Raw genomic sequence first — 14,518 nt, 5'->3', positions numbered from 1 at the left:
CCGCACCACCGTGTGGGCGCCGCTGACCGGTCTTCTGGCCGAGCACGCCTAGCCCGTCCCGCCCGCACCTTCGCAACTTCGAATTCTAAAAGGGAGTCCATGTGACCTCGGTCAGCCTGGGAATGCCGTCAGCACCGCCCCCCGTTCTCGCCCCCCGCCGCAAGACGCGCCAGATCAAGGTGGGATCAGTCGGCGTCGGCTCCGATTCGCCCATCAGCGTCCAGTCCATGACCACGACGCCGACGACCGACATCAACGCCACCTTGCAGCAGATCGCGGAACTCACGGCCTCCGGCTGCGACATCGTGCGCGTCGCCTGCCCGTCCGCCGATGATGCCGAGGCGCTGCCGATCATCGCCAAGAAGTCCCAGATCCCGGTGATCGCGGACATCCACTTCCAGCCGAAGTACGTCTTCGCCGCGATCGAGGCCGGCTGTGCCGCCGTGCGCGTGAACCCGGGCAATATCCGCAAGTTCGATGACCAGGTCAAGGAGATCGCCCGCGCCGCCAAGGACCACGGCACCTCCATCCGGATCGGCGTCAACGCCGGATCCCTGGAACCGGGCATCATGAAGAAATACGGCAAGGCCACCCCGGAAGCCCTCGTGGAATCCGCCGTCTGGGAGGCCTCGCTCTTCGAGGAGCACGGTTTCCAGGACTTCAAGATCTCCGTCAAGCACAACGACCCGGTCATCATGGTTGCCGCCTACGAGATGCTGGCCGAAAAGGGCGACTGGCCCCTGCACCTCGGCGTCACCGAGGCCGGACCGGCCTTCCAGGGCACCATCAAGTCCGCCACGGCGTTTGGCGCCCTGCTCTCCCGCGGGATCGGCGACACCATCCGCGTCTCCCTCTCTGCCCCGCCGGTCGAGGAARTCAAGGTSGGCAWCCAGATCCTGCAGTCGCTCAACCTGCGCCCCCGCAAGCTGGAAATCGTCTCCTGCCCGTCCTGCGGCCGCGCCCAGGTGGACGTCTACACGCTCGCCGAGCAGGTCACCGCTGGCCTGGAAGGCATGGAAGTCCCGCTGCGCGTGGCAGTCATGGRCTGCGTGGTCAATGGTCCCGGCGAAGCCCGCGAGGCCGATCTCGGCGTTGCCTCCGGCAACGGCAAGGGCCAGATCTTTGTCAGGGGCGAGGTCATCAAGACTGTCCCGGAGGATCAGATTGTTGAGACACTGATCGAAGAAGCCATGCGTATCGCAGAAGAGATGGGGGACGCCGATGGCGAAGATGCTGTCAAGGGTAGCCCCGTGGTTAGCGTCTCGTAAGGACGACGCCGCTCCCGGCGTCGTCGTCCGGGTCCTTGGCGGCGCGGACACCGGACAACTGCTGGCGCTGGCGCACCGGGACGCCGTCGCCAATGTCTTCATCCTCTCGCACCTGGAGACCGCCGGTACGGCGTCTCCCACGGCAGGGGGCGCCAGCATTCTTGGCGTGTTCGACGGCGACACCCTCCTCGGTGCCTGCTGGGCCGGCGCCAACCTGGTGCCGATCGAACTGGCGCCCGAGCTCGCCGGCCTCATTGCGATGGCCGCGCACCGCTCCGGGCGCCGCTACGCCTCGATCTTTGGCCCCGCCGAAACTGTGCTGGCTCTCTACGCGGCGCTGGAGCAGCTCGGCCAGACCGCCCACGAAGTCCGGGACCACCAGCCCCTGCTGACGATCGCGGGGCCGCCCGCCGTCCGGCCCGAGCCCGCACTCGGCTTTGGCCAGCTGGCTGACTTCGACAAGATCCTGCCCGCATGCGCCGCAATGTTTGAGGAAGAAGTGGGCTATTCGCCCTACCTCGGCGGCAGGGAGTATTACAGCCGGCGCGTCAAGAGCCTCATCCGCCAGGGGCATTCCCTCGTGCACGTGAACGCCGCCGGCGATGTGGTCTTCAAGGCCGAACTCGGCGCTGTCACGCCGGAAGTGACCCAGGTCCAGGGTGTCTGGATGAATCCCGACTTCCGCGGACTGGGACTGAGCGCGGGCTACATGGCCGCCGTCGTCGTCCTCGCCCAGACCCTCGCGCCGGTGACCAGCCTGTACGTCAACGGGTTCAACGCCAAGGCGCGCGCCACCTACGATCGGGTGGGCTTTCGCCAGGTGGGCACGTTCGCTACAGTGCTCTTCTAGCGGGCAAATGCCGGCTGGCCGGTCTAGTTTTTTGGGGGAAACATGAAGACATCAGTGCTGCGCATTTTCGGGGCCTCGGCGCTCCTCGCCTGGGGCGCCGTGGGATTGGCCGCATGTGGCACCCCCACTGGCTCGCCGGATACAGCCCAGAGTGCGCAAGCCCAGGCCGCAACGACGGTTCCCAGCGCGGCCGCGACGCCTACTCCCACCCAGACGCAAGTCAAGGCTTACACGAGCGATGAACTGACGGCCCTCGTGGCACAGTTGAAGGATGCGCACGGCAAGCCGCTCACCGTGATGCCGCTTGCCGATCTCAAGAAGTCGGTCGAACAGGCAAAGTCCTTGCTGGCGTCGATCTCGGTAGAACCCGCGGAGTGCGCGGCTCTGGCCCTTGGCGGCCAGGCAGCCTCGACCGAGGGCACGGCGGTCGCGGCGGGGGTGGCCCAAGATGCCGGGACGGGCGCTTCCACGGGTGTCTCCCTGGCGTTCCGGGCTGACGCCAAGCTGCTCGAGAAGGGACTCGCCCAGGGCGAGGACTTCAATAAGTGCTCAGCCCTTTCATTCACGACCAATGGCACCAAAGTGGACCTCAAACTGACCAAGCTGGCCGGATTCGGCTCAACCGCGGGCACCGTCGCGTACCGGACAGACAGCACACTGCCGGGCGGCCGGAAGCAATCGGCGATTACCGGACAGGTGATCCAGGACGGCGTTCTCATCACCGTCAGCGCGGCAGGTGGCGGCAGCGAGGCCGACGCCATCTTCCGGGCCGGAAAATTACTGGATCAGGCCGCCGTGCTCGTCGGGAAGTAGCCCGATTACCGCCCCGCATGGACCCGCAACGACATGCCGAAAATATCCGGTTGCAGACTATTGCTTCCCGGCCGCATGTCACATAGGTTCTACCTAGCCGTGTCGCATAGGCGCACACACTCCCCAACGCATTTTCCGGGGAAGACAACGCCTGGAGACGACACCAAGTAGCTCGCAGCCTGAGATCTGGGGGGTGCTGGGGCCACGGAGCCACGCCATGACGGGATGACCAGCCGGAAACGGCCAGGGGCTTCCACCAGTTATGGCGTGGCTCTTCCATGCGCCCGGCCCCGCAGAAGCGGGCGAGAAGCGGGGCAGTAGCGGGGGCGCAGCGGGGCCGGCGCGGCAAAGCGGTGCGCTCTGGACGGTAGATTAGTACCTAGATGCTTTTCTTAGGCTTTGCCCGCACTTCCCCAGAAACGGATACCCCACCTGTGGTCCTTCGACTCTCCAAGCTGTTCCTGCGCACCCTGCGCGAAGATCCCGCCGACGCCGAGGTGGCCAGCCACCGGCTCCTGGTCCGCGCCGGCTACATCCGGCGGGCCGCGCCCGGCATTTACACCTGGCTCCCGCTGGGGCTGAGTGTGCTGCGCAAGGTGGAGCAGGTCATCCGCGAGGAAATGACCGCCATCGGAGCCCAGGAAGTCCACTTCCCGGCGCTGCTGCCCAAGGAACCCTACGAGGCCACGAACCGCTGGACCGAATACGGCGAGGGCATCTTCCGGCTCAAGGACCGCAAGGGTAACGACTACCTTCTGGCCCCCACGCACGAGGAGATGTTCACCCTGCTGGTCAAAGACCTGTACTCCTCGTACAAGGACCTGCCGCTGAGCATCTACCAGATCCAGAACAAGTACCGCGATGAGGCGCGTCCCCGCGCAGGCCTGCTGCGCGGCCGCGAATTCATCATGAAGGACTCCTACTCCTTCGACGTCGACGACGCCGGCCTGGACGACAGCTACGCCGCCCACCGCGGCGCGTACCTGAAGATCTTCGAGCGCCTCGGCCTCGAAGTGATTCCGGTTGCTGCCACTGCCGGTGCCATGGGCGGGTCCAAGAGCGAGGAATTCCTGCACCCCACCGAGATCGGTGAGGACACCTTCGTGCGCTCGGCCGGCGGCTACGCGGCCAACGTCGAGGCCGTCACCACCGTGGTCCCCGCGGACATCGACTTCAGCAACGCCCCGGCCGCCGAAGTCCGCGACACCCCGGACACCCCCACCATCGAAACCCTCGTCGACGCCGCCAACGTCCTGGTTCCGCGCACAGAGGCCGACGGCAGTCCCTGGACCGCCGCCGACACGCTCAAGAACGTCGTCCTCGCCGTGACGCTGCCCACCGGCGAACGCCAGATCGTCGTCATCGGCCTCCCCGGAGACCGCGGCGTTGACCTCAAGCGCGTCGAGGCGAACATCGGGTCCTTCCTGCCGATTGCCGGCGAGATCACGCTCGAGGCCGCCAACGAAGACGATCTCAAGAAGCAGCCCCTGATCGTCAAGGGCTACCTCGGCCCCGGCATGTCCCTGGATGCGCCGCTGCTGGGCAGCGAGGGCGCCGCAAAGCTGCTCTACCTTGTGGATCCCCGCGTCGTCAGCGGCTCTGCCTGGGTCACCGGCGCCAACGAGGCCGGCAAGCACGTCTTTGGCCTCGTCGCCGGACGCGACTTCGGCTGGGACGGAGTCATCGAGTGCACCGAGGTGCGCGCCGGCGACGAGGCGCCCGACGGTTCCGGTCCCCTCGAAACCGCCCGCGGCATCGAAATGKGCCACATCTTCCAACTCGGCCGGAAGTACGCCGCCGCCCTGGACCTGAAAGTCCTGGACCAGAACGGCAAGCAGGTGGTGGTGACCATGGGCTCCTACGGCGTCGGCGTCACCCGCGCCGTGGCGGCCCTGGCAGAGTCCAACCACGATGACCGGGGCCTGGTCTGGCCGCGCGCCGTCGCCCCCGCCGACGTCCACGTTGTGGCCGTGGGCCGCGGTGAGGAAATCTTCGCCGCCGCCGAAAAACTGTCCCTGGAGCTCGAGGCTGCCGGCCTGGACGTCATCTATGACGACCGCCCCAAAGTTTCCCCCGGCGTGAAGTTCGGCGATGCCGAACTCGTCGGCGTCCCCACCATCCTCGCCGTCGGGCGCGGACTCGTGGACGGCGTCGTGGAGATCAAGGACCGCCGCAGCGGCAATGCCGAGAATGTAGCCGTTGACAAGGCTGTTGACTACGTGGTCAACGCCGTGCGCAACAGCTGATGCCGCGCCGTCCCGGGCCGCACTAGGCAATGGTCTCCGGACTCGAATCGATCCAGCTCGGAACTGTCATCCTGATCGTCGTGGCCGGCCTGGCGGCCGGATGGGTCGACGCCGTCGTCGGTGGCGGCGGGCTCATCCAGCTCCCGGCGATGCTCCTGGTGCCGGGCATCAGCCCGGTCCAGGCGCTGGCGACCAACAAGATGGGCTCCATCTTCGGCACCAGCACCAGCGCGGCCACGTACTACCGCCGCGTCCGGCCCGACCTGCGCACCGCCCTGCCCATGGCAGCGATCGCGCTGGCAGGCAGCTACGGCGGGGCGGCGCTTGCTGCCAACCTGCCGGCCAGCGTGTTCAAGCCGATCATCGTGCTGGCGCTGATCGCCGTCGCGCTCTTCACCGCCTTCCAGCCCGGCATCGGTGAGCTGACCAAGCTGCGCCACGAGGGGCACCGGCACTACGTGGTGGCCTGCCTGATCGGCGGCGTGATCGGCTTCTACGACGGCCTGATCGGTCCCGGCACCGGATCGTTCCTGATCATCGCCCTCGTCTCGGCCATGGGCTACGCCTTCCTGGAGGCCAGCGCCAAGGCCAAGATCGTGAACGTGGCCACTAACGCCGGCGCCCTGCTGTTCTTTGTTCCGCACGGCGCCGTGCTGTGGGGGCTCGGGCTGCTGCTGGGCATGGCGAACATGGCCGGCGGCTACCTCGGTGCCCGGACTGCGGTCCGGCAGGGGAGCAAGTTCATCCGGATCGTGTTCCTGGTGGTGGTGGGCGCGCTGATCATCAAGCTCGGTTCCGACGTCTGGCAGGACAACCTGTCCTAGAATGGCGCGGCCCAAACATGGCCCTTCACGGACAACCGAAGCGGCCTCTGGTAAACCGCGACCCTATTAGGCATCGAGGCGGTAGCGCGCTTCGTACACCGGGTTCAGCTCGATCCATCGGCTGCGCCACTCGCTGGATTCCAGGCCCGCCTCGTAGCTGATCAGATCCTCGATGTGCACCTGCCAGCCCGCTCCATAGGCCGCGATTTCGCCGAGCGGGAGACCGCGTTCCTCAACAATCAGCCGCGTGCCAGGTCCCTCGGGAGTCAGTACCGCCTCAATGACCGTTTCCTCCTCGCTGCCGGGCGACATCGTCACGGTCAGCCGGCGCGGTGCCTCGCACAACTCGACCCGTCCGGCGCCTTCCCATCCGCTCGTAAAGACTGCCGTGAACGCCCCACCGGGATGTAGGTCGCCATCGACCCGGGCGACCCACCGGGCGAGGCGCGTCGGGTCGGTCAGCGCCGTCCACAGATCTGTGGCCGGCGTCCCGAAAAGCGAGTCCATCCGTACAGCGCCCTTCCCGTCACCGAGCGAGCGAATGCTTCCTATCACGCTGTTTGGCTGTGCCATTGTGTCGTGCTCCTCTCCTCGCGGTGACCCCGCGAGATCTCGGTATGCAAAGCGTTTAAGCGGCGTTCCCACAATGTGCGGTACGGGCCGAGCCAAGTATCCAACTCTGCGAGTGGCTCCGGCCGAAGGCTGTAGATGCGCAGCTGTGCCTGTGAGTGCACTTCAACGAGCCCGGCCTCGCGCAACACGCGGAGGTGGCGTGAGACCCCCGGGCGAGCGATCGGCAGTGCGGCCGCGAGTTCGGAGACCGACGCCGGCTGTCGGCGCAGGTGCTCGAGAATTTTGCGGCGATTCTCGTCTGACAAGGCGTGCATAACGGCTTCCACGCCTTGAAGGTACCCGTCCGGTTACGTACCCGTCAAGGTACATTGAGGAAATTGCGGCCTCCATCGCGGGTGGCCCCCGAGCTGCATTCTCTTTCATCACTCGTTCCACCATCCCCTTAAAAAGCCCAGGGCCGCACTGGTGCACGCGCCAACTAGGTCCGCGGCACCCGCATGGGACTCCCGGTCCGTTGGCGCCGGGCGTAGCATGCAGCTATGTCGGCAAGTGAGGAACGCTACCGGGATGCCCTCGACGCCGCGGCCGGGCACGCACGCCGGTGGCTTGAGAGCCAGGAGACACGCCGGATCGGACCGAAGGCGACGGCGGCCGAGCTCGCGGCCGACTTCGGCGGCCCGTTGCCCCCACACGGGATGCCGGCCGCGGATKTGGTGGACTATCTCGCGGCCAAGGCCGAACCCGGGCTGATGGCCATGCCGTCCGGGCGGTTCTTCGGTTGGGTCATCGGCGGCACACTGCCGGCCGCCCTGGCCGCGGACTGGCTGCTCAGCGCCTGGGACCAAAATACGGGGCTGCGTTTCGCCACGCCCGCCACCGCCGCCATCGAGGAAGCCGCCGGCAAATGGATCCTCGAGCTGCTGGGTCTTCCCGAGGAGTCCGACGTCGGCTTTGCCACCGGTGCCACCATGGCCAACTTCACCGGGCTCGCCGCCGCCCGCTGGCGGCTCATGGCCGATGCCGGCTGGGACCTTGACGGCGACGGCCTCGCCGGTGCGCCCCGGATCCGCTGCTTCGCGGGCCAGGAGCGCCACGAAACGATCGACCTCGGCCTGCGCTATCTGGGCCTCGGGCACCCCACCGTGGTGCCCTCCGACCATCAGGGGCGCATCATCCCGGCCGAGCTGGACTGCGCCCTGGACCTTGCGCTCAGCACCGGGGAGGGCGGCCGCCCCGGCCCGGCCCTCGTGTGCCTGCAGGCCGGCAACCTGCATTCGGGTGCCTTCGACCCCTTCGCCGAGGCCATCGCCGTCGCGAAGGCGCACGGCGCCTGGGTCCACGTGGACGGGGCGTTCGGGCTCTGGGCGGCCGCCGTGCCCGAACTGTCCGCCCTGACCGCGGGACTCGGCCTGGCCGATTCGTGGGGCACAGATGCGCACAAGACCCTCAATGTCCCCTACGACTGCGGGATCGTGATCGTGCGCGACGCCCAGGCGCTGCGGTCGGCGATGGGGCTGCACGCCAGCTACCTGATCCAGGCCGCCGACGGGGCCGGAGACCCGTCCCAAAGAGTGCCCGAGCTCTCCCGCCGGGCCCGCGGCGTGCCGGTGTGGGCAGCGCTCAAATCCCTGGGCCGTGACGGTGTCGCCAGCCAGGTCCGCACGCTCGTGCACCGGGCCGCGCAGCTGGCCGAACAGCTCGGGGCGTTGGACGGCGTGGAGGTGCTCAACGACGTCGACTACACCCAGGTGTCCCTGGCGTTTGGCGACGACGCCGTGACCCGGTCCGTGGCGGAGAGGGTCATGGCTGATGGCCGGGTCTGGATGTCCGGGTCACGCTGGCAGGACCGCGATATCCTGCGGATTTCGGTGAGCAACTGGAGCACGGACGACGCCGATGTCAGAGTCGCCGTCGACGCCGTCCGCGACGCGCTGGCGGCCGTGCGGGGCTAGCCGCCAGCTATCCCGCCAGCTTCCCCGGGCGTCGGGAGTGACTGCGGGGCGGGCAGGCCGGGAAGCGTCCGGCCGGCCAGCGTGCTCGCCACCCACAGCGATCGGGCCAGATCGCCTTCGTGATGGCGCTGCGAGGCATACCAGAGGGCGTTCTCCACTTCGCGCGCCAGACTCCACTGCCGGGCGGCCTCGGCGTCCAGACCGGCGGCCGCACTGAAATCCGCGCACCGCGCGAGCAGCGCCCGCCCGGGATCCTGCTGGGGCAACTCCCGGATCCTGTTCCACAGCACCGGGGCCACGGCGAACTCCGCCTCGCCGACCATTGGCTGGGGATCGATCGCAGCGTACTGTTCCGGCCCCGCCGGTGGGTTCCGGGTTGCCGGCTCCGGGACGCCGGGCCGGGCCAGGACGTTCAAATAGTGCAGGTCCGCATGGACCAGGACGTCCTTGCCGGACCGCCGGCCGACGGCGCCACGGGTCTGGCAGACCTCCAGCGCCGCCTCGAGCAGCCAGCGTGGGAACGGCCGCCCGAGGTGTTCCCACGACTCCGGGAATTCATCGCTCCACTGCTCGGCCCGTGCCGCCACGTGGTCGATTTCCCGCCACTCCGGCCGGCTGTCCGGGACCACGCTGAGCTGGCGGACCACGCCGCCCCACACCGTCACCGCTGTGTCCAACGGGACATCCAGGAGGGAGCGGCAGGCGTCCAGGCGCTCCAGGAGCAGGGCGCAGGAACCGGCGTCGGCGGCCAGCAGCCTGACGGCGCCGTGGCCTCCCCACAGGGCGAGGGCGTGGTGTTCGCGAGTGGCCTCCTCGTGCGGAAAAGCCAGCTTCAGCACGGCTGCCTCGCCCTTGCCTTGGGACCCCTGCCTGTCCCGGCGCCGCACAGGAATGACGACGCCGCCGTGCCCGTTCCAGGGAAGGGCCCCCGGTTCCAGATCCGGCTCCAGGTCCCACTGGTCGAGGAATCGCCCGATCAGGTCAGGAAGTGTCKCCAGCCAGGTGCGTCCCGCAGGGGTACGGGCGTACCGGCGGGAAAGATCAGGCGGGATGGGGACATCTGGGATCGCGTTCACGGGACCTATCGTAGGGCCGGAGGGGTCGCCGCCGCGTTGGCCTGCCCCAGGCGGACCTCGGATGGTTCCTCTGGGACCGGGGGCCTTTAGACGATGCCGCTCGCGCCGAGCGCGTTGCCGATCGCGAACGTTGCCACCAGGGCAACGGCGCCGCCAATCACCACGCGGATCGCTGCTTTGAGCTTTGAGCCACCGCCAATCCACGCGCCCACGGCGCCGGTGGCGGCCAACGCCACGAGCACGGCCACGAAGGTCAGCGGAATCCTGATGCTTTCCGGCGGCAGCAGGATGGCCATCATGGGCAGGATTGCACCGGCGAGGAACGCGATGGCAGAAGCGAACGCCGCGTGCCACGGGCTCACGATGTCGGTTTCGTCAATATGGAGTTCGGCTGAGAGGTGCGCGCCGAGCGCATCGTGCGCCGTCAGTTCCTTGGCCACCGTCCGTGCGGTCGCGGGGCTGAGGCCCTTGCCCTGGTAGATCGCCGCGAGCTCCTCGAGCTCTTCCTCCGGCTGTTCCTCCAGCTCCCGGCGCTCCTTTTCGATCAAGGCGTGCTGGCTGTCCTTCTGGCTGCTGACGGAGACATATTCCCCGAGCGCCATCGAGATAGCGCCGCCCACCACGCCCGCGGCGCCCGCGAGCAGGATTGCTCCGGTATCGGTGGTCGCGCCGGCGACGCCGACGACGATCGCTGCGACGGAGACGATGCCGTCATTGGCCCCCAGGACGCCCGCGCGGAGCCAATTGAGGCGGTGTGCGATGTCATTGTGGTGCGGCTCGTTCTCGTGCTGGGTTGCGGCGCCGGTCGTTTCCATGCCTACAGCAAATCACCCGGGGCCGGGGCATGCCAGTATTCCAAGGCTTACCAAAATAAGCCGAGGCTTGCTCCGGCGTTCAGCCCGCGGGCTGCGACGGCGTTTCGCCCGCCGGCCGCGTCGGCATCGACGCCCTGTCCAGGCCCGGCAGGGCGCCGGCATCCGCACCCCACTGCACCGCCCGCTTCGCAGACCCGAACAGTGCAGCGATGGCCCACTGCCGGGTCGCGCCCTCACTCAGCGCCACGAGGTCGCCATAGACCGGCAGGGCGGCGGCTTCCAGGTCGCCGAGGCCGGCGGCGGGGGAGGCCAGGAAGGACGGCGCCAGCGCGTAGCCCGCCTCGCGTGCTGGCACCGCGGAACAGTGCAGCCGGCTCAGGGATTCCACGGCGCCAAGGAGCGCGTCATGATGGGCCAATTCCTCGGCCGCGGATTTCGCCGCGTCGCCGCCGAGCCGGGTCAGCGCCACCTGGTAACCGTAGATGGTCTGCGCCTCGGTCCGCGCAGCCGACGCCAGGGCGCCGCCGAGGCTGGACGCGGCCGCGGTTGGCTCTCCTTCGGGCTGCGCTGCTGTGGACGGTTCTGTTGCGGCCTGACGCTCTGTGGTTGGGGCCGTTGCTGACTGCGACGGGCAGGTGCCGGACACCTGCGGCGGGGTTACGTCGGCTGCCGGCGCCGCCGTTCCGGTGCCGGCGGCGAGGGCGGACGCCTGCAGCAGCTGAGCGGTGCCGACGGCGGCCAAGAGCCGTGCCATGCCGCCGTCGGCCTTGGCCGCGTCCGCGAGGCGCTGGCGGCCGCTGCCTGCCAAGGCCGCCACCAGCCCGGCGGCGGTCGCCGGAAGAGGTGCGGCGGACGCTGCCGGGGGCGTTGCCCGGCCGGAGGCGGAAGCCGCGCCGGCCGGGTCCGCAGGACTTTCTCCCGGTGCCAGCAGAGCTTGCGCCTGGAGTGTCAGCAAGGTCACAGTCCGGTCGATGGCGGGATTCCCGGCATCGGCCGGACGGCCATCAGCGCCCTCGGCCGGGCCGTCTTTTGAGTCGGCCCGGGCCGCGGTGCCAAGCTGGCTGCCGGCGTCCAGCAGTTGCCGGGTTTCGGCCAGTGCGGCGGCGCGCGCCTGCTCAGAAAAGGGTGGGATCGCAGGCTCCGGCGGACTGGCCGGCGTCAGGACCACGCCCAGGCTCACCACCACCAGGGCGAGGCACACCAAAAGCACATAGCGGGGGAGCGACCGGGGAAAGTGATCCTGCCATCGCTTTTCCCTGGTGTCGTCTTTCACAACAGACCATGTTGTCATGCCGGCCCGGAACTGCGTGCACCACGCCGCCCGGAAAATCGCTAGGCTAGTACACACAACATCATCTAGCGGGAGGCGGCCGGCATCATGACCAACGCAGAAGCCACGACTTCAACAGACCGGACCGGGACGGGAAAGGCTGAAGCCGCAACCGTTCAAAATGTCGAGGCCGAGCGCCTTCACGCACTCCTGGAACCCGCAGTACTGGCGAACCGGCTGTACCTGGAGGACGTATCCATCCATGTCGCCGGCGCCAACCGGGTGGTCCACGTAGTGGTGGACCTGCCGCAGGAGGAGACCGGGGGCGTCGGGCTCGACGTCATCGCCGAGATCTCCAAGACCCTTTCGGACACCCTGGACAACGACCCCAGCATGGACGCGCGCCCCTATGAGCTCGAAGTCTCTTCACCCGGCGTCGGCCGTCCACTGACAGAGGAGCGGCACTGGCACCGTGCCCGCGGGCGGATGGTCAACGTGAACGTGATCCAAGGCGACAACGTCACCGGCAGGGTCCAGTCCGTAGACGATGGGGGAGTCACCCTCGTTCCGGAAATCGCCGTCAAGAAGGGCATGAAGCCCAAACAAGGTGAACCCGTCAAGCTTCCTTTCGACAGGATCCGCAGCGGAAAAGTCGAGATAGAGTTCAGCCACCTCGAAGAGGCCGGCTTGGAAAAAGCAAACAATGGACCTTCTGAGGAGGCCTGATGGATATTGACATGAGCGCACTGAGACTCCTGGAGCGTGAGCGTGAAATCCCGCTGGATCTCCTGATTCCAACAATCGAGCAGGCACTGCTCGTGGCCTATCACAAGACCCCCGGCGCCTTCGAAAAGGCCCGGGCCGAGCTCGACCGCAAGAGCGGCCACGTGACCATCTGGGCCACCGAGATCGACGACGACGGCGCCCCGATCGGCGAGTTCGAGGACACCCCCGCGGGCTTCGGACGCATCGCGGCGAGCACCGCACGGCAGATCATCCTGCAGCGCCTCCGGGACGCTGAGGACGACAACGTGCTGGGCCAGTTCAAGGGCCGTGAAGGTGAGCTTGTCGCCGGCACCATCCAGCAGGGCAACAACCCGCACATGATCCAGGTGAACCTGGGCACGGTGGAGGCACTGCTGCCGCCGCCCGAGCAGGTTCCCGGCGAGAAGTACATCCACGGCAACCGGCTGCGCGCTTTCGTGATCGACGTCCACCGCGGCACCAAGGGCCCGTCCATCACGCTGTCCCGCTCCCACCCCGGGCTCGTCCGGAAGCTCTTCGAACTCGAAGTTCCCGAGATCGCGGACCGTTCGGTCGAAATCGTGGCGCTTGCCCGCGAAGCCGGCCACCGCACCAAGATCGCCGTCAAGGCAAACACGCCCGGCGTGAACGCCAAGGGTGCCTGCATCGGTGAAATGGGGTCGCGTGTCCGGGCGGTCATGACTGAACTGAACGACGAGAAGATCGACATCGTTGACTACAACGACGATCCGGCGACCTTCATCGCCAGCGCCCTCTCGCCGTCGCGCGTGAATTCGGTCACAATCACCGACGAAGCCACGCGTTCGGCCCGGGTGGTCGTTCCCGACTACCAGCTCTCCCTCGCCATCGGCAAAGAGGGGCAGAACGCCCGTCTCGCCGCCAAGCTCACGGGATGGCGAATCGACATCGTCTCCGACGCCGCCGTCAACACCGGCAAATAGCGCGGGCACGCAAGCGCACGAACACGGGCACCAACAGGCGCTGCGGGCCGCCATCGCGGCCCACAGCCTGTGTGCGCTCTCACTGGTTAGCCGTGATTTCCAAGCTGACCGGCATGCCTGGGTTCGGGACCCGGGCGCCGGAGGGGCTAGAATAGACATGACCGCGCCTCACGGCCGGTATCCGTGTGTCTTTGGCGCGTCTGGGTTTTTCCCGGATTCCCGGGACGCGGTGATTCACCAAGCAGTTGTACTGGCAGGAAGATACTCGAACGTGGCACATGTGCAACACCTCGGGAATCAGCCGCAGCGCACCTGTATCGGATGCCGACAAAAAGGATCGCGGTCGGAGTTACTCCGGCTCGTCRCCGGCGCCGGTGGTTCGTCCGCCGTCGTGGTGGATGAACGACGCCGGATGGCTGGCCGGGGAGCATGGCTGCACCCCAGCGARAAGTGCCTGGCACTGGCGGTCAAACGTCGAGCGTTCGGCCGCGCCCTCAACGGCGCAGCCGGAACAGCCGATGTTGAACGCCGGATCACTGCCGGCACGGAAGCCGTGGGCACCCCGGTGGCCGCAGCAACAACCGTCCAACCTGAAAGCGGGTCAGAAAACTGATGGAAACCCGATGAGTTCCCAGCGATGAGTGCGCAACGATGACAACTTTGTTGCGCTCTGCAATGGGCCTTTCAGCTGCATTCGCGGCGGAGGCCCGCAGTAAGAAGTAGACGGTTCGTGCCTGGCTCGGTGCGGACCGAGACAGGAGAAATGTGGCCAAGGTCCGCGTACATGAGCTTGCTAAAGAGCTCGGTATTACTTCCAAAGATGCAGTAACCAAACTGCAGGAACTGGGCGAATTCGTTCGCTCCGCCTCGTCAACAATCGAGGCTCCCGTTGTGCGGAAACTGCGCAACGCTTACCCCGACGCCCCCGCAGCTTCGAAGTCAGAAGCTCCGGCGTCCGCCCCCCAGGCATCTGCCAGCCCGGCAGCGACCCGTCCGGCGCCTGCGCCTGGCCCCGCTGCGCCCACAGCGCCGGCGGCTGCAGTACCCAAGGCTGAAGCTCCGGCTCCGGCCGCTGCGGCACCAGCCGCCGCGCCCGCCGCTCCGGCAGCCCCCGCCGCCCAGGCC

At 67.7% G+C, this 14,518-nt stretch carries 15 protein-coding genes; 10 read left to right on the top strand and 5 right to left on the bottom strand.

The genetic code is table 11. The annotated features are described in order from the left end of the window. Positions 1–101 precede the first annotated feature (101 nt). The 5 genes from ispG (at position 102) to AC1D1S_RS12825 (ending at position 6,001) form a co-directional block, all read left to right on the top strand. Entirely contained in the window at positions 102–1,268 is a 1,167-nt protein-coding gene (ispG, locus tag AC1D1S_RS12845; RefSeq protein WP_476994636.1) for a flavodoxin-dependent (E)-4-hydroxy-3-methylbut-2-enyl-diphosphate synthase, read from the top strand. Beyond that, the gene (locus AC1D1S_RS12840) at positions 1,231–2,118 is read left to right on the top strand and encodes a GNAT family N-acetyltransferase (protein WP_243180335.1); all 888 of its coding nucleotides are present in this window, start codon (positions 1,231–1,233) and stop codon (positions 2,116–2,118) included. The genes ispG and AC1D1S_RS12840 overlap by 38 nt, the downstream gene beginning before the upstream one ends. Before the next feature lie 42 nt (positions 2,119–2,160). Beyond that, on the top strand, positions 2,161–2,931 hold the full coding sequence (locus AC1D1S_RS12835) for a hypothetical protein (protein ID WP_243179605.1): 771 nt from the start codon (positions 2,161–2,163) through the stop codon (positions 2,929–2,931). 434 nt (positions 2,932–3,365) lie between these two features. Further along, positions 3,366–5,177 (top strand): proline--tRNA ligase, encoded by a 1,812-nt coding sequence (locus AC1D1S_RS12830; RefSeq protein WP_476994635.1) that lies wholly within the window; start codon positions 3,366–3,368, stop codon positions 5,175–5,177. Between the two features lie 29 nt (positions 5,178–5,206). Further along, the gene (locus tag AC1D1S_RS12825) at positions 5,207–6,001 is read left to right on the top strand and encodes a sulfite exporter TauE/SafE family protein (protein ID WP_028277113.1); all 795 of its coding nucleotides are present in this window, start codon (positions 5,207–5,209) and stop codon (positions 5,999–6,001) included. A 66-nt stretch (positions 6,002–6,067) separates the two neighbouring features. On the opposite strand, the gene AC1D1S_RS12820 is transcribed toward AC1D1S_RS12825, so the two are convergent. Both AC1D1S_RS12820 and AC1D1S_RS12815 read right to left on the bottom strand, forming a co-directional pair. Further along, positions 6,068–6,508 (bottom strand): SRPBCC domain-containing protein, encoded by a 441-nt coding sequence (locus AC1D1S_RS12820; RefSeq protein WP_279294156.1) that lies wholly within the window; start codon positions 6,506–6,508, stop codon positions 6,068–6,070. Between the two features lie 44 nt (positions 6,509–6,552). Further along, positions 6,553–6,888 carry an ArsR/SmtB family transcription factor gene (locus tag AC1D1S_RS12815; protein ID WP_279294155.1) on the bottom strand — a complete coding sequence of 112 codons (336 nt, stop codon included), beginning with the start codon at positions 6,886–6,888 and terminating at the stop codon, positions 6,553–6,555. Between the two features lie 225 nt (positions 6,889–7,113). Between AC1D1S_RS12815 and AC1D1S_RS12810 the strand changes: the two genes are divergently transcribed. Then, on the top strand, positions 7,114–8,526 hold the full coding sequence (locus tag AC1D1S_RS12810) for a pyridoxal phosphate-dependent decarboxylase family protein (RefSeq protein WP_476994634.1): 1,413 nt from the start codon (positions 7,114–7,116) through the stop codon (positions 8,524–8,526). Here AC1D1S_RS12810 and AC1D1S_RS12805 read toward each other — a convergent pair. The 3 genes from AC1D1S_RS12805 to AC1D1S_RS12795 form a co-directional block, all read right to left on the bottom strand. Beyond that, complete coding sequence (locus AC1D1S_RS12805) at positions 8,523–9,602, bottom strand: aminoglycoside phosphotransferase family protein (RefSeq protein ID WP_476994633.1); 1,080 nt, start codon at positions 9,600–9,602, stop codon at positions 8,523–8,525. The genes AC1D1S_RS12810 and AC1D1S_RS12805 overlap by 4 nt on opposite strands. 86 nt (positions 9,603–9,688) lie before the next feature. Continuing rightward, on the bottom strand, positions 9,689–10,417 hold the full coding sequence (locus AC1D1S_RS12800; protein WP_028277118.1) for a VIT1/CCC1 transporter family protein: 729 nt from the start codon (positions 10,415–10,417) through the stop codon (positions 9,689–9,691). Positions 10,418–10,496: 79 nt separating this feature from the next. Then, positions 10,497–11,690, bottom strand: coding sequence for a ferritin-like domain-containing protein (locus AC1D1S_RS12795; protein WP_476994632.1), 1,194 nt, complete (start codon positions 11,688–11,690; stop codon positions 10,497–10,499). Between the two features lie 105 nt (positions 11,691–11,795). Between AC1D1S_RS12795 and AC1D1S_RS12790 the strand changes: the two genes are divergently transcribed. The 4 genes from AC1D1S_RS12790 to AC1D1S_RS12775 form a co-directional block, all read left to right on the top strand. Beyond that, on the top strand, positions 11,796–12,413 hold the full coding sequence (locus tag AC1D1S_RS12790; RefSeq protein ID WP_028277119.1) for a ribosome maturation factor RimP: 618 nt from the start codon (positions 11,796–11,798) through the stop codon (positions 12,411–12,413). After that, positions 12,413–13,393, top strand: a complete 981-nt coding sequence (gene nusA / locus AC1D1S_RS12785) for a transcription termination factor NusA (RefSeq protein WP_018774503.1) — start codon at positions 12,413–12,415, stop codon at positions 13,391–13,393. Before AC1D1S_RS12790 ends, nusA begins: the two co-directional genes overlap by 1 nt. Before the next feature lie 157 nt (positions 13,394–13,550). Beyond that, the gene (locus tag AC1D1S_RS12780) at positions 13,551–14,006 is read left to right on the top strand and encodes a YlxR family protein (RefSeq protein ID WP_476994631.1); all 456 of its coding nucleotides are present in this window, start codon (positions 13,551–13,553) and stop codon (positions 14,004–14,006) included. 152 nt (positions 14,007–14,158) lie between these two features. Further along, the coding region (locus tag AC1D1S_RS12775) for a translation initiation factor IF-2 N-terminal domain-containing protein (protein ID WP_476994630.1) at positions 14,159–14,518 on the top strand (360 nt) is incomplete at its 3' end.

The organism is Arthrobacter sp. P1_A5 (genome assembly GCF_056406825.1).
This window is presented reverse-complemented; position numbering and strand designations above follow the sequence as displayed.

What these genes read in the sequence shown, in the direction of transcription:
- AC1D1S_RS12840 (WP_243180335.1), top strand. Translation starts at nt 1,231, where the DNA reads ATGCTGTCAAGGGTAGCCCCGTGGTTAGCGTCTCGTAAGGACGACGCC.
- AC1D1S_RS12835 (WP_243179605.1), top strand. Translation starts at nt 2,161, where the DNA reads ATGAAGACATCAGTGCTGCGCATTTTCGGGGCCTCGGCGCTCCTCGCC.
- AC1D1S_RS12825 (WP_028277113.1), top strand. Translation starts at nt 5,207, where the DNA reads ATGGTCTCCGGACTCGAATCGATCCAGCTCGGAACTGTCATCCTGATC.
- AC1D1S_RS12820 (WP_279294156.1), bottom strand. Translation starts at nt 6,508, where the DNA reads ATGGACTCGCTTTTCGGGACGCCGGCCACAGATCTGTGGACGGCGCTG.
- AC1D1S_RS12815 (WP_279294155.1), bottom strand. Translation starts at nt 6,888, where the DNA reads ATGCACGCCTTGTCAGACGAGAATCGCCGCAAAATTCTCGAGCACCTG.
- AC1D1S_RS12800 (WP_028277118.1), bottom strand. Translation starts at nt 10,417, where the DNA reads ATGGAAACGACCGGCGCCGCAACCCAGCACGAGAACGAGCCGCACCAC.
- AC1D1S_RS12790 (WP_028277119.1), top strand. Translation starts at nt 11,796, where the DNA reads ATGACCAACGCAGAAGCCACGACTTCAACAGACCGGACCGGGACGGGA.
- nusA (WP_018774503.1), top strand. Translation starts at nt 12,413, where the DNA reads ATGGATATTGACATGAGCGCACTGAGACTCCTGGAGCGTGAGCGTGAA.